General features: G+C 64.6%; 15 protein-coding genes. 5 read left to right on the top strand and 10 right to left on the bottom strand.

Annotation, left to right across the window (positions count from 1 at the left end; genetic code table 11):
• Positions 1-5: 5 nt before the first annotated feature.
• The gene (gene prmA, locus JYG34_RS22925; protein WP_213658468.1) at positions 6-884 is read right to left on the bottom strand and encodes a 50S ribosomal protein L11 methyltransferase; all 879 of its coding nucleotides are present in this window, start codon (positions 882-884) and stop codon (positions 6-8) included.
• A 288-nt stretch (positions 885-1,172) separates the two neighbouring features.
• Between prmA and JYG34_RS22920 the strand changes: the two genes are divergently transcribed.
• Positions 1,173-1,664 carry a hypothetical protein gene (locus tag JYG34_RS22920; RefSeq protein WP_213658467.1) on the top strand — a complete coding sequence of 164 codons (492 nt, stop codon included), beginning with the start codon at positions 1,173-1,175 and terminating at the stop codon, positions 1,662-1,664.
• A gap of 50 nt (positions 1,665-1,714) precedes the next feature.
• On the opposite strand, the gene accC is transcribed toward JYG34_RS22920, so the two are convergent.
• From accC to JYG34_RS22890, 6 genes are all read right to left on the bottom strand, one after another.
• Positions 1,715-3,070 (bottom strand): acetyl-CoA carboxylase biotin carboxylase subunit, encoded by a 1,356-nt coding sequence (gene accC / locus JYG34_RS22915; protein ID WP_011535872.1) that lies wholly within the window; start codon positions 3,068-3,070, stop codon positions 1,715-1,717.
• A 17-nt stretch (positions 3,071-3,087) separates the two neighbouring features.
• Positions 3,088-3,555: an acetyl-CoA carboxylase biotin carboxyl carrier protein gene (accB, locus tag JYG34_RS22910; protein WP_186714982.1), complete on the bottom strand. Its 468-nt coding sequence runs from the start codon at positions 3,553-3,555 to the stop codon at positions 3,088-3,090.
• 98 nt (positions 3,556-3,653) lie between these two features.
• Positions 3,654-4,106, bottom strand: coding sequence for a type II 3-dehydroquinate dehydratase (gene aroQ, locus JYG34_RS22905; protein WP_011535870.1), 453 nt, complete (start codon positions 4,104-4,106; stop codon positions 3,654-3,656).
• A gap of 177 nt (positions 4,107-4,283) precedes the next feature.
• A complete protein-coding gene (locus JYG34_RS22900) occupies positions 4,284-6,041 on the bottom strand; it encodes a protein-disulfide reductase DsbD (RefSeq protein ID WP_213658466.1) in 1,758 nt (585 codons plus the stop codon).
• Positions 6,042-6,186: 145 nt separating this feature from the next.
• Positions 6,187-6,966, bottom strand: a complete 780-nt coding sequence (locus JYG34_RS26740) for a methyl-accepting chemotaxis protein (protein ID WP_434011784.1) — start codon at positions 6,964-6,966, stop codon at positions 6,187-6,189.
• Between the two features lie 1,398 nt (positions 6,967-8,364).
• Entirely contained in the window at positions 8,365-9,981 is a 1,617-nt protein-coding gene (locus JYG34_RS22890; RefSeq protein ID WP_213658464.1) for a response regulator, read from the bottom strand.
• 248 nt (positions 9,982-10,229) lie between these two features.
• On the opposite strand from JYG34_RS22890, the gene JYG34_RS22885 reads away from it, so the two are divergent.
• From JYG34_RS22885 to speA, 4 genes are all read left to right on the top strand, one after another.
• The gene (locus JYG34_RS22885) at positions 10,230-11,297 is read left to right on the top strand and encodes a DUF2333 family protein (RefSeq protein WP_213658463.1); all 1,068 of its coding nucleotides are present in this window, start codon (positions 10,230-10,232) and stop codon (positions 11,295-11,297) included.
• Position 11,298: 1 nt separating this feature from the next.
• Complete coding sequence (locus JYG34_RS22880; RefSeq protein WP_213658462.1) at positions 11,299-11,835, top strand: NUDIX hydrolase; 537 nt, start codon at positions 11,299-11,301, stop codon at positions 11,833-11,835.
• Positions 11,836-12,097: 262 nt separating this feature from the next.
• A complete protein-coding gene (locus tag JYG34_RS22875; protein WP_213658461.1) occupies positions 12,098-12,469 on the top strand; it encodes a translation initiation factor Sui1 in 372 nt (123 codons plus the stop codon).
• Positions 12,470-12,621: 152 nt separating this feature from the next.
• Positions 12,622-14,535, top strand: a complete 1,914-nt coding sequence (speA, locus tag JYG34_RS22870) for an arginine decarboxylase (protein WP_213658460.1) — start codon at positions 12,622-12,624, stop codon at positions 14,533-14,535.
• A gap of 35 nt (positions 14,536-14,570) precedes the next feature.
• Here the strand turns inward: speA and JYG34_RS22865 are convergent, their stop codons facing one another.
• From JYG34_RS22865 to JYG34_RS22855, 3 genes are all read right to left on the bottom strand, one after another.
• On the bottom strand, positions 14,571-15,005 hold the full coding sequence (locus JYG34_RS22865; protein ID WP_213658459.1) for a hypothetical protein: 435 nt from the start codon (positions 15,003-15,005) through the stop codon (positions 14,571-14,573).
• Positions 14,983-15,309 carry a polymorphic toxin type 44 domain-containing protein gene (locus JYG34_RS22860; protein WP_249746194.1) on the bottom strand — a complete coding sequence of 109 codons (327 nt, stop codon included), beginning with the start codon at positions 15,307-15,309 and terminating at the stop codon, positions 14,983-14,985. Before JYG34_RS22860 ends, JYG34_RS22865 begins: the two co-directional genes overlap by 23 nt.
• Before the next feature lie 167 nt (positions 15,310-15,476).
• Complete coding sequence (locus JYG34_RS22855; RefSeq protein WP_213658457.1) at positions 15,477-16,811, bottom strand: MATE family efflux transporter; 1,335 nt, start codon at positions 16,809-16,811, stop codon at positions 15,477-15,479.
• Between the last annotated feature and the right edge of the window lie 106 nt (positions 16,812-16,917).

The raw sequence follows: 16,917 nt of genomic DNA, 5'->3' as shown, positions 1-16,917 counted from the left end.
CGCGCTTAGCGGCGGCGGCCACTGATGCGTACCCAGCCATCGCGAACGACGATCGGGTCCAGCTCGAAGTCGGCGGCATAGGCGGCGGCCACCTCCTCGCCTTGTTCGGCGAGGATGCCCGACAATGCCAGCAGGCCACCGGGGCGGACCAGGCCGGACAGTTGCGGCGCCAGCGACACCAGCGGGCCGGCCAGGATGTTGGCAACCAGCACGTCGGCCTGCATGGCCGGCATCTGCTCGGGCAGGTACAGGGCGAACAGGTTGTCGGCGATACCATTGCGCTGGGCATTGTCGCGGGAGGCTTCCAGGGCCTGCACGTCGATGTCGGTGCCAACCGCTTCGCGGGCGCCAAGCAGCAGCGCGGCGATGGCGAGGATGCCCGAGCCGCAGCCGAAGTCCAGCACTTGCGTGCCGGCGAGTTGCTGGCCGTCAAGCCATTCCAGGCACAGCGCGGTCGTCGGATGGGTGCCGGTGCCGAAGGCCAGGCCCGGGTCGAGCAGCAAGTTGACCGCGTCCTTCTCCGGCGCCTCGTGCCAGCTCGGTACGATCCATAGACGCTGGCCGAAGCGCATGGGCTGGAAGTTGTCCATCCAGCTGCGCTCCCAGTCCTGGTCCTCGATCACTTCGGCCTGGTGCTCGGGCAGGTCGTTGCCGGTCAGCAACTGCAGGTGGGCGAACACCGCGTCAGGCTCAGCGTCGGCCTCGAACAGGGCCAGCAGGTGCGTGTGCGACCACAGCGGGGTGGTGTTGAGGTCGGGTTCGAAGATCGGCTGGTCTTCGGCGTCCATGAACGTCACCGAGACGGCGCCTACTTCGAGCAGGGCGTCTTCGTAGGTTTCGGCTTGTTCCGGGCTGATGGCCAGGCGTACTTGCAGCCAGGGCATGGCGGGCACCTTTGGTAAATCGACAGGGGCAGCCCGAGGCTGCGAGAAAAGGCCGCCAGTTTACGCGAGTGCGGGGGGTTTGTAGAGCTGAGGCGTTATCTGGAGTTATCGCAGGCATGCATCGACAGCGGGGCGCTTGGGCCTGCGGGAGTGTCGGCAATCGGTATGGCGTGGCCCAGGCTCGCAGAGGCCAAGCGCTGCCCACAAGCGTAAGCATAGAAATATCTACCACAGATCCTTCCGAGGGCGGCGTCAGACTGAAGTCTCGTTCACTGTGAGGTATTAGATATGATTGACGACTCGAAGATATTCCGGGCTGCACAATGGGTAGATGAATTCGCCGAGCGGCTGGCTGCACAGCTATCCGTTCAAGCGGTAATCGAGGAGCAGATTGCGGTCGAGTATGGTTCTCTGGTGTTTGGCGAGGCGCTGACCCCAGAACTGCAGCGCGCCCTTTACGTTACAGTGCTGGAGCGTGCCAGTGCCCAGCTTGCCGGGACCGAGCCGCAAGCAACTGAGCGTTGGCGTGAGCTGGTGGACGCTCAGCACGAGTACGTGGAAATAGTGCTTGAGAGCGTGAGTATGCGTCTTCTGATTTCTTATGAGGACTATCTGGATCGATACTGGGCGCCGCTTCTATCTCGCGTCGAATGGCTGCCAGGGTTGTTGTCCGAGCATGTCTCGGCATTGCGGGTGCTGCTGGAGCAGGGCCATTCTGGACAAGCCTTGCTTGATCATCTGGGGATGTTTGAGCGTGCCTGGGCCCAACAGGTCTCGTAAAGAAAAAAACCCCGGCGCGATGCCGGGGTTCTTTCATCACGCTAACGCGATCACTCCTGGTTGGCCAGTTTGTGCTCGAGGTAGTGGATGTTGACGCCGCCTTTGCAGAAACCTTCATCACGCACCAGGTCGCGGTGCAGCGGGATGTTGGTCTTGATGCCATCGACGACGATCTCGTCCAGGGCATTGCGCATGCGTGCCATGGCTTCGTCGCGGTCCTTGCCGTAGGTGATCAGCTTGCCGATCAGCGAATCGTAGTTCGGCGGAACCGAGTAGCCGCTGTACAGGTGCGAATCGACGCGAACGCCGTTGCCGCCCGGGGCGTGGAAGTGCTTCACCTTGCCTGGGCTCGGGATGAACTTCTTCGGGTCTTCGGCGTTGATCCGGCACTCCAGCGAGTGGCCACGGATGACCACGTCTTCCTGGCGGAACGACAGCTTGTTGCCAGCGGCGATGCTGAGCATCTCCTTGACGATGTCGATGCCGGTGACCATTTCCGAGACCGGGTGCTCGACCTGGACGCGGGTGTTCATCTCGATGAAGTAGAAACGGCCGTTCTCGTACAGGAACTCGAAGGTGCCGGCACCGCGGTAGCCGATCTCGATGCACGCGTCGACGCAACGCTTGAAGACTTCCTGGCGGGCCTTCTCGTCGATGCCCGGGGCCGGGGCTTCTTCCAGTACCTTCTGGTGACGGCGCTGCAGCGAGCAGTCACGGTCGCCCAGGTGCACGGCGTTGCCTTGGCCGTCGGACAGTACCTGCACTTCCACGTGGCGTGGGTTGGTCAGGAACTTTTCCAGGTAGACCATCGGGTTGCCGAAGGCGGCGCCGGCTTCGGTACGGGTCAGCTTGGCCGACTCGATCAGGTCTTCTTCCTTGTGCACCACGCGCATGCCGCGACCACCACCGCCACCGGCGGCCTTGATGATCACCGGGTAGCCGACGTCACGAGCGATTGCCAGGGCAACCTCTTCGTCTTCCGGCAGTGGGCCGTCGGAGCCTGGCACGGTCGGCACGCCCGACTTGATCATTGCGTCCTTGGCCGAAACCTTGTCGCCCATCAGGCGGATGGTGTCGGCTTTCGGGCCGATGAAGGCGAAGCCGGATTTTTCCACCTGTTCGGCGAAGTCGGCGTTTTCCGCGAGGAAGCCGTAGCCCGGGTGGATGGCGGTGGCGCCTGTCACTTCGGCGGCGGCGATGATCGCCGGGATGTGCAGGTACGATTCCTTGGACGATGCCGGGCCGATGCAGACCGACTCGTCCGCCAGGCCCAGGTGCATCAGTTCACGGTCGGCCGTGGAGTGCACGGCGACGGTCTTGATGCCCAGCTCTTTGCAGGCACGCAGGATCCGCAGGGCAATTTCCCCGCGGTTGGCGATCAGGACTTTTTCAAGCTTCCCAGACATCGTTGGTTCTCCGCGAATCAAACGATGGTGAACAGCGGCTGGTCGAACTCAACCGGCTGGCCGTCTTCCACCAGGATGGCGTCGATCACACCGCCGATCTCGGCTTCGATGTGGTTCATCATCTTCATGGCTTCGACGATGCACAGGGTGTCGCCCTTCTTCACGGCCTGGCCGACTTCAGCGTAGTTCGGCGAAGTTGGCGAAGGCTTGCGGTAGAAGGTGCCGACCATCGGCGAGCGAATCACGGTGCCTTTCAGGGCTGGCGCGGCGGCAGCGGCTTCAGCGGCCGGAGCGGCAGCGGCAACCGGGGCAGCGGCGGCGACCGGAGCGGCCATCGGAGCCGGGGCGGCGAAGTACTGGGCGCCGGCCGGGGTCTTGCTGTGACGGCTGATGCGAACGGACTCTTCGCCTTCCTTGATCTCCAGTTCGTCGATGCCAGACTCTTCCAGCAGTTCGATCAGCTTCTTGACTTTACGGATATCCATTAATCATCAACTCCCAAGGTTCGGTCGGGGACGTAATTTGAAAACGTGTCGAAAACGTTTCTTCTGAGCCTCGGCCCGTGGGCCAAGACCTTGTGTCATCAGGGCTGTGCGTTGGCAGCCAGGTGTTCCAGCGCCGACTCCAGGGCCAACCGGTAACCGGTGGCGCCGAGGCCGCAGATCACTCCCACCGCGACATCGGAGAAGTAGGAGTGGTGACGGAACGGTTCACGCTTGTGCACGTTGGAGAGGTGCACTTCGATGAATGGGATGCTCACCGCAAGCAATGCGTCACGTAATGCGACGCTGGTGTGGGTGAAAGCGGCCGGATTGATCAGGATGAAGTCCACGCCTTCGTTGCGCGCGGCGTGGATACGGTCGATCAATTCGTACTCGGCATTGCTCTGCAGGTATTGCAGATGATGGCCGGCGGCGCGGGCGCGCTGCTCCAGGTCCTGATTGATCTGCGCCAGAGTGGCGGCGCCGTAGTGACCCGGTTCGCGGGTCCCGAGCAGGTTCAGGTTGGGGCCGTGCAGCACCAGTAGGGTTGCCATCTGCGATTCCTTGGTTTTGTAGGGCAATTCGACATAGCGCGGCGACTATGCCGGAACCGGCGCTGGGTGTCCAGTTCCCGGCAATAGCCGGCACGATGTCCGAGGTTCGCGCAAAGTATGTGACCAGATGATTGACTCTGGTCACTTGTTGCGAGATTTTTCACAGGCCGCAGGGAGTTATAGACCGAGTTGGCCGCGCACGCGCGCCACAACCTGGGCGAAATCGCCGGCGTTTATCTCGCCAATGACCCGATCAGTGGTCAGTTCGCTGCCGTTCGCTGCAAAGAACATCAGCGCGGGTGGGCCGAACAGGCGATAACGGTCGAGCAGGGCGCGCTGCTCGGCGTTGCTCTCGGTGATGTCGAAGCGCAGCAGGCGGAAGGCACCCAGTTGCGCCTGTACCTGCTCGGTGTTGAGCACTTCGTGCTCGATCACCTTGCAACTGATGCACCAGTCGGCGTACCAGTCCAGCAGCACCGGCTGGCCCGCGGCCTTGGCGTCGGCCAGGGCTGCATCAAGGGCGGCCGGGGTGGTGATGGTTTGCCAGGTATCGGCCTTCACCGCCGTCGCGGTACCGGCAACGACCGGTGGGGGCAGCGGGCGCAGCGGGTCGCCCCGGCCGCTCAGGGCGCCGTACCCGCAGGCCAGGGCGTACACCAACAGGGCCAGGCCGAGCAGCTGCGCCAGGCGCTGGCGCGGCGTCTTGACCACGAACTCCAGGGCGCCGAGGAACAGCGCCACGCCGCCGGCGAGCAGGCCGACCAGAAGCAGTGTGACCGGGCCCGGCAGCACGCGGCTCAGCAGGCCGATGGCCAGGCCCAGCAGCAGTACGCCAATGGCGTTCTTGACCGTGTTCATCCAGGGGCCGCTCTTCGGCAGCCAGGCCGCGCCACCAGTGGCCACCAGCAGCAGCGGCGCGCCCATGCCCAAACCCAGGGCGAACAGCTTGAGCGCACCGCCCAGAGCATCGCCACTGGCACTGATGTACAGCAGCGCGCCGGCCAGCGGGGCCGAGACGCAAGGAGAAACCAGCAGGCTGGACAGCACGCCCAGCACCGCCGCACCCAGCAGCGAGCCGCCCTTGGTGCGATGGGCCAGCGTATCCAGGCGGCTGCTCAGGGCGTGCGGCAGCTTGATGTCGAACAACCCGAACATGGCCAGGGCGAACAGCACGAAGAACGCCGCAAACGGTACCAGCACCCAGGCCGATTGCAGGCGCGCCTGCAGGTTCAGCCCGGCGCCGAACAGCCCCATCAGTGCGCCCAGCACAGCGAAGCTGGCCGCCATCGGCAGCACGTAGGCCAGCGACAGCGACAGCCCGCGCAGGCCGCCGACCTGGCCGCGCAACACCACGCCGGAGAGGATCGGCAGCATGGGCAGCACGCACGGGGTGAAGGTCAGGCCGACCCCGGCGAGGAAGAACAGCAGCAGGGATTTCCAGGTCCAGCCCTGCTTATCGGTTACCGGCAGCGGGGCGCCGTCACCGTCGATGCTCAGTCGTGCGGTTTCCGGTGGGTAGCACAGGCCCTTGTCGGCGCAGCCCTGGTAGCCCACCAGCAGGGTGAAGGCGCGTGGGTCATTGCGCGGCACCTCGATGTCGAGCACGCCGTGGTACACCTCGACGTCGCCGAAGAACTCGTCGTGCTTGGCCTCGCCCCTGGGGATGTCCGGCGTGCCCAGCTTGATGTCCGCGGGTTCGGTGCGGAACTGGAAGCGGTGGCGGTAGAGGTAGTAGCCGTCGGTGGCGACGAAGCGCAGCTTGATGCTGTGCGCGTCGGCCTGGACCAGGCTGAGCTTGAAGGCTTCGTGCACTGGCAGGAAATCGGCGTTGTTGGAGGCGGCGCCGAGGGTGGCGCTGGGGCGGTTGTCGAGCAGGCCCGTGGCGAAGACGGGGCCGGCCAGCAGCAGGAGCAGCAGGAAAAACAGGCGGCGCATGGCGGACTCGCGAGGTGGAACGTGGCGGGCATGATAGCGGAGTTGGTCGTAATTGGGGTCGAGTTGCCCGTAGGGGCGACACATGGCCGCTGGTCTCTGCATCGCCTATGCAGGCCCTTTCGCGGGCAAGCCCGCGAAAGGGCCCTCAAAGGCGGAACGCCCGCACCGTCGTATTCAGCTCACCTCCCAGCTTGAGCAACTGTTCCCCCTGCTCACGCCCTTCACCAATGCGCTGCAGGTTGTCCTCGCCCAATTCATGAATCCGTTCGCTGTGATCGCGAATCTCGCTCACCGCCCCGGTCTGTTGCGCGGTCACATCGGCAATCCGCACCGCTGTGTCGGAGATGGTGCGGATGGCGCTGACGATCGCATCCAGCGCGCCATCGGCCGACTGCGCCTGGCTGGCGGTGGCCTCGGCATGCTCCAGTTGCGCACGCATGCCGACCACCGACTCGCGGGCCGCCTGTTGCAGCCGGTCGATCAGCGCCTGGATCTCCCCGGTGGCGCCCGTGGTGCGCTGGGCCAGCGAGCGCACTTCATCCGCGACCACGGCGAAACCACGGCCCATCTCGCCGGCGCGGGCCGCTTCGATGGCCGCGTTGAGCGCCAACAGGTTGGTCTGCTCGGCGATCGCGCGGATCACCGTGAGCACGCCACCGATGGTCGCCGACTCCTCGGCCAGTTGCTCGATCATGCGGGCGTTGCCCTGCACCTCGTCGACCAGCGAACGCAGGCCGGACAAGCTCTGACCGATCACTGCCTGGCCCTGTTCCACGGCGCGCCCGGCATCACGGCTGGCGTCGGCAGCCGAACTGGCATCCCCGGCCACTTGCTGGATGGTCGCTTCCAGCTCGCCCAGGGCATCGCGGATCTGCGCGGTGTCGCCGGCCTGGCGCTCGGCGCCGTCGTGCAGGGCGCTGCTCATGCCCGCCAGGGCGTGGCTGCTGCCGGCGACCTGCTCGGCGTTATGGCGGATGGTGCCGACCAGTTCCACGAGGTATTGGCGCAGGCGGTTGAGCGATGCCTGGATGTCGTGCAGTTCGCGGTTGGTCCTGCCCAGCGCGATGGCTTGGGCGAAATCACCCTCGGCCCAGCGTGACAGGGCCGGGGCCAGGCCAGTGAGGGTGCGGGCCAGACGACGTTGCAGGGTGTCGATCAACAGGGCGATCAGCAGGATCAGGCCGATCATCAAGCCCTGTATCAGACGCACCTCGCCAGCGATCGTGGCGTGCAGGCCGCGCACCTCGGGCTCGAGGCCGGCGATGGCCTGTTGCACCGCCTCCAGGCGCTCGCCGGTGCTGGCGGCCAGGGCAGCGCGGCGTTCGATCTGCTCGCGGGTGCGTTGCAGTTCGGCGGGGTAGCGGCCGAGCAAGCTGTGCAGCTCGCGCTTCAGGCCCACCGCGATGTCCTCCTGCTGGGTGCTGCCCTGGGCTTCCAGGCCCATCATCGCGGCGAAGTCGTCGGCATTGGATTCGGCGGCTCGGGTGACACCGAGCAGCGGCAGGCCGTCGATGACCTGGCCCTGGGCGACAATCAGTTGCAGCTCGCGCTCCACCTCGTCGGCCAGCTCGGCGCGGCCGCTGCTGACCAGCTTGTCGCGGGCCAGGGACAGGCGGCCGAGGTGCAGCGAAGCCTCGAACAGGGGCGTCAGGTAGCGACCGGTGTCAGGGCTGCTGCTGTCGCGGGCGTAGCCGGCCAGTTGCTCGAGACTCGCCCCCAGCTCCCGCTCGGCTTGCAGCAACAGGGCCTGGGGGTCGCCGGCCAGCTTGCCGGCGGCGAGCAGTTCGTTGGCGGTGAAGGCCTGCAGGCTGTCCAGGCTGGGCCGCAGCTTGGCCGACAGGTTCTCCGGCCATTGCGCCAGGGCCGCCTGCAACTGCTTGTTTGCTTCCATGGCCGAGGCATGGCGCAGCGCGTCGCCGCTGGCCAGGTAGGCTTGCGTGTTGCGCGCGGCGTCGTTCTGGAACTGCTGCGACAGGCCTAGATAACGCTCCATCATCTGGTAGGGGCGCTCCAGGGCGCGTTGCGACCACCACAGGGTCGCGCCCAGGGCGATACACACGGTCACCAGCAACAGGGTGTTGAAATTGGTCAGCCACTTCAGGCGCATAGCCGCTAACTTCCTGCGGGGAGAGGCGCCTGAAGTTATTGCTGTTTTGTGACGGGGTGATGACGACAGCGGGTTGGCGCCATAAAAAAGTGGCACATTGCCGTCATCTCTGTAGGAGCGGCTTCAGCCGCGATTCAGGCGCCGTAGCGTGTGGCACCCGCTTTGCTGGTGATCGCGGGTGAACCCGCTCCTACAAGGTCGGTATGGATTCCGAGGTTATGGGTCGACTCTTACGACGCAATTGCGCCCCGCATGCTTGGCCCGGTACAGCGCCTCATCCGCCGCACTGGCCATGGTCAGTGCGTCGAGTCTGTCATCCAGCTGCACCACCCCGGCGCTGAACGTGCACTGCAGGTCGTGGGGTTGCGCGGGGTAGTGGATCTCGGCGAAACGCCGGCGGATCTCGTCCAGCACCTTGTGCGCGGCCTCGAGCGCGGTGTTGGGCATGACGATGGCGAATTCTTCGCCACCGTAGCGGCCGATGTAGTCGGTCTTGCGCAGGCGCTGCTTGAGGAACAGCGCCAGGCTCTTGATCACCCGGTCGCCCATGGGGTGGCCATGGCGGTCGTTGATCTTCTTGAAATGGTCGATGTCGAGCATGGCGAAGCTCAACGGCTGCTCCTCACGGCGTGCGCGGAAGCTGCAATCCTCGAGCAATTGCAGGATATGCGTGTGGTTGTACAGCCCGGTCAGGCTGTCGCGCACCATCCGCGCCTTGAGGTGGCGGGCGCGGGCGGCGCGGTTGCGCACGGTGGTGATCAGGTGGCGCGAGCGGATCGGTTTGGTGAGGAAGTCGTCACCCCCTTCGCTCATGGCGTCGAGTTGCTTGTCCAGGTCGTCCTCGGCCGACAGGTAGATGATCGGCACGCTGACATAGCGGTCGTTGTGGCGGATCACCTTGGCCAGTTCCGTGCCGCTGCACTCGGGCATGTACATGTCGAGGATGATCAGGTCGGGCTGGAAGTCGGCCAGCTCGCTCATGGTGCGGATCGGCTCGGTGAGCGTGCGGGTGATGATCCCGGCGCTGTTGAGCAGGCGCTCGGTGTGCATGGCCTGGGCGCGGGAGTCGTCGATCACCAGCACGCGGAACGGGTCGTACTGGGTGGCGCTGGTCAGCAGCTCGACCTTTTCCAGCAGGCTGGAGGCCTCGAGGGTGCCGGTCAGGAACTCCTGGCCGCCGGCGCGCACGGCGGCCAGGCGGGTCGGGGTATCGGTCTCGTGCAGGCTGAAGAACAGCAGCGGGATGTGCTGCTCCAGCCCCTGCTGGGCCTGGGCGGCCAGTTGCAGGCCGATGCCGGGGCCGGTGAAGTCCACGTCCATGATGATCGCCGACGGCAGGCGCTCGCTCATCGACGCCTGGAACGCCTCGGCGCTGTACAGGGCCTGCACGGTCAGGCCGAAGAACTCCAGCTGCTGGGCCAGGCGCTCGGCGCGGTCATGGTCCTGCAGGACGATGTACACCGGCTTGCGCAATGGCGGCAGAGGCACGCTGTCGAGCTGGTCGCCCTTGCGCAGGCCGGTGCGCGACAGGCGTTGCATCAGGCGGTTGAGGTCGCCGATCAGCTCGGAGTTCAGCCGTGCGCTGTTGGCCTCGATGGCGCGCAGGGTCTGGCCGATGGCCGCCGACAGGGTGCCGTGCTCGGGCTGTTCGAAGCGCTCGGCGTAGCGCTGCAGGCGCAGGTTGGCCTCGCACAGCTCGCCGAGGTCGCCATTGGACCACTCGCCACGTTGCAGGCGTTGCCAGATCTCGAGAATCTGCCGGGCCTGGTGGATGACCCGTTGGGCGAAATGCTGCTTGAGGCGCTCGTGGCTGGGCTCGGCTGACTGGGTCATGTCCTGACTACTTATAAGGGGAGGGGTTCAGGTTCGATGATGGCTCTATGCTAGCACCGCTTTCCGACAAGCGAGTGCCCAAGGTCAACAAAGTGTTCAGGGGCCGATAATTCAGTTGCTGACCCACTGGTCGCTTATACGAATGGCGGCGTCTGCTTTATAGTGCTGCGACGCGGGCTTGTCGTGGCACCCTGGCTGCGGCCTGTGGTCCAAGCCCTGAACTGTCGAGACTGATTAAGGACAATGCCATGCTGGATTGGAAAAACCGCGAGGCCAAGGCCGAGCCCCGCGAGCGGGTCGATACCCGTCGCGCCGCCACCCGTAGCTATCTGGGCGGTCTCTGGAGCCGGGCCCTGGGGACCCTGATCGGCCTGTACCTGCTGGTGTGTGTCGGCCTGGGCTGGTACTGGAGCCAGGAGCCGGCGCTGTTCCCGGTGCAGCAGAACGCCCAGGCCGCCGCCGAGCGCAACGGCCAGCAGATGGTGGTCGGCTATACCACCGTCGAAACCCTCAAGACCGTCGCCGGCACCCTGCTCGACAAGCCAGGTGGCTACATCTCCAACGACCGCTTCCCGCCGGGGCTGTGGATGGACAACATGCCGAGCTGGGAGTACGGCGTGCTGGTCCAGGTGCGCGACCTGTCCCGTGCCCTGCGCAAGGACTTCGCCCGTTCCCAGTCGCAGTCGACCGAAGACGCCGACCTGGCCAAGGCCGAGCCGCGCTTCAACTTCGACAACAAGAGCTGGATCCTGCCATCGAGCGAGTCGGAGTTCGAAGAGGGCATCAAGTCGCTGAGCCGCTATCAGACCCGCCTGGCCAAGGGCGACCAGGGTGCGATCTTCTACACCCGCGCCGACAACCTGAACAACTGGCTGGGCGACGTGGCCACCCGCCTGGGCTCGCTGTCGCAGCGGCTGTCGGCCAGCGTTGGCCGGGTCAAGCTCAACAACACCCTGAAGACCGAGTCCGTGGCCCCAGGCCAGGCGCCGCAGGTCGACGAGGAAGTGGTCGAGACGCCATGGCTGCAGATCGACAACGTGTTCTACGAGGCCCGTGGCCAGGCCTGGGCCCTGTCGCACTTGCTGCGCGCCATCGAGGTGGACTTCGCCGACGTGCTGGCGAAGAAGAACGCCACGGTCAGCGTGCGGCAGATCATCCGCGAGCTGGAGGCTTCGCAGGAGGCGCTGTGGAGCCCGATGGTGCTCAACGGCAGCGGCTTCGGCATGTGGGCCAACCACTCGCTGGTGATGGCCAACTACATTTCCCGGGCCAACGCCGCGGTCATCGACCTGCGCCAACTGCTGTCCCAGGGCTGAGATGCCTATCAGCCCTGCCGAGGTCGCGCACCGCGCGGCCTCCGACGCCGAACTGGTGGCCTGGGTCGACGAGCATGACCAACTGCTCGGCGCCCTGCCCAGGGCCGAACTGCGCGAGCGCGGCCTGATCGGGCGCTGCACCTTCATCCTGCTGTTCAACAGCCGCGGTGAGTTGTGCGTGCATCGACGCACCCTGAGCAAGGCGCTGTACCCGGGCTACTGGGATGTGGCGGCGGGCGGCATGGTCGCCTGCCAGGAAAGCTACGACCAGTCGGCGGCCCGGGAGTTGGCCGAGGAGCTGGGCGTGAGCGGCGTCGAATTGCGTTTTCACGAGACGTTCTACTTCGAGCAGCCAGGCAATCGCTTGTGGTGTGCGGTGTATTCGGCGGTCTGGGACGGGCCGCTGCGGTTGCAGCCGGAAGAGGTGAGCGAAGCGCGGTTCGTCAGTTTGCAGACAGTCGAGCAAGAGCGCGTGAAGAAGCCGTATTGCCCGGATTCGCTGGTGGCGTTGCAGCGGTACAAGGCCAGCCAGGGATGATTGCGATTGGCTTGTTCGCCGACGAGCCGGCTCCTGCGGGGCAGTGTAGGCGCCGGCTTGCCGGCGAACAGGTCAACGAGGTCGCAAAACATTCGTAAAATGGCGCAATCCTGTACTTAGCAACCGCCGGATTTATCGTTACACTGCGCGCCCTTTTCGGGCTGTCGCAGGACCTTGCGACAGTAGCGCCGCCCCTGCCAGAGTGGGGCTTCGCGGTCGGCTCCCGTCGACCAGTTTTTGTCCTCAGCACAGAGGAACAAAAGTGGCCAAGAAAGCTTCTTCCTTCGCCGCCCTGGGCGGTCTCGTATATTCCACCGATGCCGGTCGGCACTGCCCCGACTGTGGCAAACCGGTGGACGCCTGCGTTTGCAGCCAACAGCTCATCCCCGAAGGGGATGGCATCGCCCGTGTGCGCCGTGAAAGCAAAGGTCGTGGCGGCAAGACCGTGACCACGATCACCGGCGTGCCCTTGCCCCTCGACCAGCTCAAGGAGCTCGCCAGCACGCTCAAGCGTCGCTGCGGCACCGGCGGCGCGCTCAAGGACGGGGTCATCGAGATTCAGGGCGACCACGTCGAACTGTTGCTCGGCGAGCTGATCAAACAGGGCTTCAAGGCGAAGAAATCCGGCGGCTGAGGCCGTCGCGCGACTTTTCGCCCAGCGCTTTCTAAACTCGATGCCGTGGCCAGGGTCTATCCGGGGGCACGGACGATTCGTCATTTTCAGCTTCTACACTGCGCCCGCCACCTGACGGGGCAGTGTCTTGGACTTATCTATAGGGGACTTGAATGTCCGTACGACGCACACGCAAAGACGATGGTAGCCAGTGGACCGTGGCCGACAGCCGCAGTGTTTATGGCATCCGCCATTGGGGCGCTGGTTATTTCGCCATCAATGAAGCCGGGCGCGTCGAAGTGCGCCCCAACGGCCCGGAAAGCGCACCGATCGACCTGTTCGAGCAAGTCCAGGAGCTGCGCCAGAGCGGTTTGTCGCTGCCGCTGCTGGTCCGTTTCCCGGATATCCTGCAGGACCGCGTGCGCCAGCTGACCGGTGCCTTCGACGCCAATATCGCGCGCCTCGAATACCAGAGCCAGTACACCGCGCTGTACCCGATCAAGGTCAACCAGCAGGAAGCGGTGGTCGAGAACATCATCGCCACCCAGAACGTCTCCATCGGCCTGGAGGCCGGCTCCAAACCCGAGCTGCTGGCGGTGCTGGCGCTGGCCCCGAAAGGCGGCACCATCGTCTGCAACGGCTACAAGGACCGCGAGTTCATCCGCCTGGCGCTGATGGGCCAGAAGCTCGGCCACAACGTGTTCATCGTGATCGAGAAGGAATCCGAGGTCGCCCTGGTGATCGAGGAAGCCGCGGAGCTGAAGGTCAAGCCGCAGGTCGGCCTGCGCGTGCGCCTGTCGTCGCTGGCGTCGAGCAAGTGGGCCGACACCGGGGGCGAGAAGTCCAAGTTCGGCCTGTCCGCCGCCCAGCTGATCTCGGTGGTGCAGCGCTTCCGTGATGCCGGGCTCGACCAGGGCATCCGCCTGCTGCACTTCCACATGGGCTCGCAGATCGCCAACCTGGCGGACTACCAGCACGGCTTCAAGGAAGCCATCCGTTATTACGGCGAGCTGCGCGCCTTGGGCCTGCCGGTCGACCACATCGACGTCGGTGGTGGCCTGGGCGTCGACTACGACGGTACCCACTCGCGCAACGCCAGCTCGATCAACTACGACATGGACGACTATGCCGGCGTGGTGGTCGGCATGCTCAAGGAGTTCTGCGACGCGCAGGGCCTGCCACACCCGCACATCTTCTCCGAGAGTGGCCGCTCGCTGACCGCGCACCACGCCATGCTGGTGATCCAGGTGACCGACGTCGAGAGCCACAACGACGAAATGCCGGTGATCGAGAACAAGGAAAGCCTGCCCGAAACCGTGCAATGGCTGGCCGACTTGCTGGGCCCGACCGACATCGAGATGGTCACCGAGACGTACTGGCGCGCCACCCACTACATGGGTGACGTGGCCGCGCAGTACGCCGACGGCAAGCTGACCCTGGCCGAGAAAGCGCTGGCCGAGCAATGCTACTTCGCCGTGTGCCGCCGCCTGCACAACTCGCTCAAGGCCCGCCAGCGCTCGCACCGCCAGGTGCTGGACGAGCTGAACGACAAGCTGGCCGACAAGTACATCTGCAACTTCTCGGTGTTCCAGAGCCTGCCGGACACCTGGGCCATCGGCCAGGTGCTGCCGATCATCCCGTTGCACCGCCTGGACGAAGAGCCGCTGCGCCGCGCCGTGCTGCAGGACCTGACCTGCGACTCCGACGGCAAGATCAACCAGTACGTCGACGAACAGAGCATCGAGACCAGCATGCCGGTGCATGCGGTCAAGGTGGGCGAGGACTACCTGCTGGGTGTGTTCCTGGTGGGCGCGTACCAGGAGATCCTGGGCGACATGCACAACCTGTTCGGTGACACCGACTCGGTGAACATCTACCAGAACGCCGACGGCAGCGTGTACCACGCCGGTATCGAGACCCATGACACCATCGAGGACATGCTGCGCTACGTGCACCTGTCGCCGGAGGAGTTGATGACCCACTACCGCGACAAGGTGGCCAGCGCACGGATCAGCGCGCGGGAGCGGACGCAGTTCCTCGATGCGTTGCGTCTTGGTTTGACTCGCTCGTCGTACTTGTCCTCCTGATTTGAACAAAGGGGCCGCATAGCGGCCCCTTTGTTTTAGTGCTCAGTATCGTCTGTTGCGGTGAGCTCAATGATGACGGGAAGCGCTTTCCCACCTTCCTTGAGAAGAGCAACGCTCGTGTATCGATAGACGGTGTCATGGGTTCGAGCTTGTACTTTCAGACCCTCGACTTTTTTAACGGCGTCTGCTTGCTTTGTGATCAGGAAAGGAGAGCGTTTCCGAAGGTCTTCGAGTATCAGATGCTCGTTTTCTTGGCGGTTGGCAATGAAATACAGGTAAGTTAGCGGTACTGTCGCGCCACCGCTATCGCTCAGTACTTCATAGATGGCGCTATGGATGCCGATGGGGGTTGAGCGGATCAGCTTGTCCAACTGTGGTTCTGCTGCCGGGATCCAGATCCATAAGGCTTGTGCCAGTGCTATCCCCCCCAACACTCCAGTCAGCCATTTAATAGCCCAACGATTTTGCATAGTCGATACCTGCCTTGATCCACTCTTGGTCGCTCGGGTCATCGCCATACGGCACGTCTCCCCACCAGTTACCGAAAGCTGGATTACTTGTTCCCGCACGTCCTTGGGCCCATCCCGCCCCTCTCAACAAGATCTCCGGCGAAATTCCAGCTGCCGTCCCGCAGGCACCGTAATTGAAATTTCCGAATGCTTCGTACTTGCGGCCGTGTTGCTTGTAATCCCATTCGCCGCGGTTGCGTACTTTGTTATAGAACCACGACAAGAGAAATGCAGTGCCACCGTTTTTGAAGTAGTGCCTTTCCATGCTGGCCGAGTGAAGATTACTGGTAATGGATACCCCTGGCGGGGCTGGAGGAGGGTACATATTGGCTCCTTGCTCAATGTTTTATAGGTGATCCCCTCCGTGGGACTTGTGTTTTGAGCTGCTTGGACGCCTGAGTCAAGACCATATACTTTGCAATTTGTTTGCTGTCACACCCACTGTTTCTTGAGTATCAACCGCCACCCCACCCACCCCAGCGTCCCCCCCCGCAACGCCATGAACAGCAGAAACGCCAACCACAACCCATGGTTGCCGAACCCGCGCAGGGCAAACGCCACGGGCAGCGCAATCAACACCGACACCAGCATCCCATTGCGCATTTCCCGCGCCCGCGTCGCGCCGATGAACAGCCCATCGAGCAGATAACTCCACACCGCGATCAACGGCAACACCGCCAGGTAGGGCAGGTACGGATACGCCGCCTCGCGCACGCTGGCGATGTCGGTCTGCAAATCGACGAACAAGTGCCCGCCCAGCATGAACAGCACCGCGAAGCCCAGGCTGGCAATCAACGACCAGCCACCCGCGACCACCAATGTGCGCTGCAAGGCTGCACGGTCGCGGGCGCCGATGGCGTGGCCGCACAGGGCTTCGACCGCGTGGGCCAGACCATCGAGGGCGTAGGCGGTCAGCAGCAGGCCGTTGAGCAACAGCGCGTTGGCGGCCACGGTGGCCTCGCCCAGCCGCGCGCCCTGCACGGTCAGCAACAGGAACACCAGCTGCAACGCCAGGCTGCGCAGGAAGATGTCGCGGTTTACTGCCAGCAGGGGGCGCCAGGCTTGCCAGCGTTTCAAGGCGGCCCAGACGATGCGCCCGGGATGAGCGCGCAGCGCCGGGCGAGTAAGGGCCAGGCCTAGCAGGGCGGCGCTCCACTCGGCGATCACCGAGGCCCGTGCCGAGCCGAGCACGCCCCAATCCAGGCCGAGCACGAACCACAGGTTCAGGGCGATGTTGAGCACGGTGGTAGTGAGCATGATCGCCAAGGGCGCCCGGGCATTCTGTGTGCCCAGGAACCAACCCACCAGGGCATAGCAGGCCAGTGCTGCCGGCAGGCCGAGCAGGCGGGTGTGGAAGAAGGTTTCGGTGGAGGCGAGCAGGGCTTCGCTGGGTTGCATGCCCTTCAGTGCCAGCTGACTGAAGGGCAGGGCCAGTAGACCGATCAACAGGGCAAAGCCGAGCGCGAGCAACAGCCCCTGCACCAGCACCTGGCGCAGCGCGGCACCATCGGCGCGACCGGCGGCCTGGGCGGCGAAACCGGTGGAGCCCATGCGCAGGAAGCCCATCGGCCCGACGATGAAGGCGAACAGGGTGGCGCCGACCGCCACCGCGCCCAGTTGGTGGGCGTGTGGCAAGTGGCCGATCACCGCAGTGTCGACCAGGGCCACCAGGGACAACGAGATGTTGGAGAGGATCATCGGCACGGCCAGGCCCCAGACCTTGCGGTGGGTGGGCTGGTCGCGCCAGGCGGTGGACAGTGAACGCATGCGTGCTCCGGAGGGAAGAGGTGCCTCATTCGCGGCGCCATTGTAGCGGTCGGGTCATCCATCTGCGCGAACAGCGTCGCACTTGCCACTCTTCAGCAGGTAAGCC

Source organism: Pseudomonas entomophila (assembly GCF_018417595.1).
Taxonomy (GTDB): domain Bacteria; phylum Pseudomonadota; class Gammaproteobacteria; order Pseudomonadales; family Pseudomonadaceae; genus Aquipseudomonas; species Aquipseudomonas entomophila_C.
The sequence above is the reverse complement of the archived record's forward strand: the minus strand, read 5'-3'. Positions and strand labels throughout refer to the sequence as shown.

Bases quoted from the DNA above. Each gene is read 5' to 3' on its own strand.
- prmA (WP_213658468.1), bottom strand. From the start codon at position 884: ATGCCCTGGCTGCAAGTACGCCTGGCCATCAGCCCGGAACAAGCCGAA.
- JYG34_RS22920 (WP_213658467.1), top strand. From the start codon at position 1,173: ATGATTGACGACTCGAAGATATTCCGGGCTGCACAATGGGTAGATGAA.
- accC (WP_011535872.1), bottom strand. From the start codon at position 3,070: ATGTCTGGGAAGCTTGAAAAAGTCCTGATCGCCAACCGCGGGGAAATT.
- accB (WP_186714982.1), bottom strand. From the start codon at position 3,555: ATGGATATCCGTAAAGTCAAGAAGCTGATCGAACTGCTGGAAGAGTCT.
- aroQ (WP_011535870.1), bottom strand. From the start codon at position 4,106: ATGGCAACCCTACTGGTGCTGCACGGCCCCAACCTGAACCTGCTCGGG.
- JYG34_RS22900 (WP_213658466.1), bottom strand. From the start codon at position 6,041: ATGCGCCGCCTGTTTTTCCTGCTGCTCCTGCTGCTGGCCGGCCCCGTC.
- JYG34_RS26740 (WP_434011784.1), bottom strand. From the start codon at position 6,966: ATGAGCAGCGCCCTGCACGACGGCGCCGAGCGCCAGGCCGGCGACACC.
- JYG34_RS22890 (WP_213658464.1), bottom strand. From the start codon at position 9,981: ATGACCCAGTCAGCCGAGCCCAGCCACGAGCGCCTCAAGCAGCATTTC.
- JYG34_RS22885 (WP_213658463.1), top strand. From the start codon at position 10,230: ATGCTGGATTGGAAAAACCGCGAGGCCAAGGCCGAGCCCCGCGAGCGG.
- JYG34_RS22880 (WP_213658462.1), top strand. From the start codon at position 11,299: ATGCCTATCAGCCCTGCCGAGGTCGCGCACCGCGCGGCCTCCGACGCC.
- speA (WP_213658460.1), top strand. From the start codon at position 12,622: ATGTCCGTACGACGCACACGCAAAGACGATGGTAGCCAGTGGACCGTG.
- JYG34_RS22865 (WP_213658459.1), bottom strand. From the start codon at position 15,005: ATGCAAAATCGTTGGGCTATTAAATGGCTGACTGGAGTGTTGGGGGGG.
- JYG34_RS22860 (WP_249746194.1), bottom strand. From the start codon at position 15,309: ATGGAAAGGCACTACTTCAAAAACGGTGGCACTGCATTTCTCTTGTCG.
- JYG34_RS22855 (WP_213658457.1), bottom strand. From the start codon at position 16,811: ATGCGTTCACTGTCCACCGCCTGGCGCGACCAGCCCACCCACCGCAAG.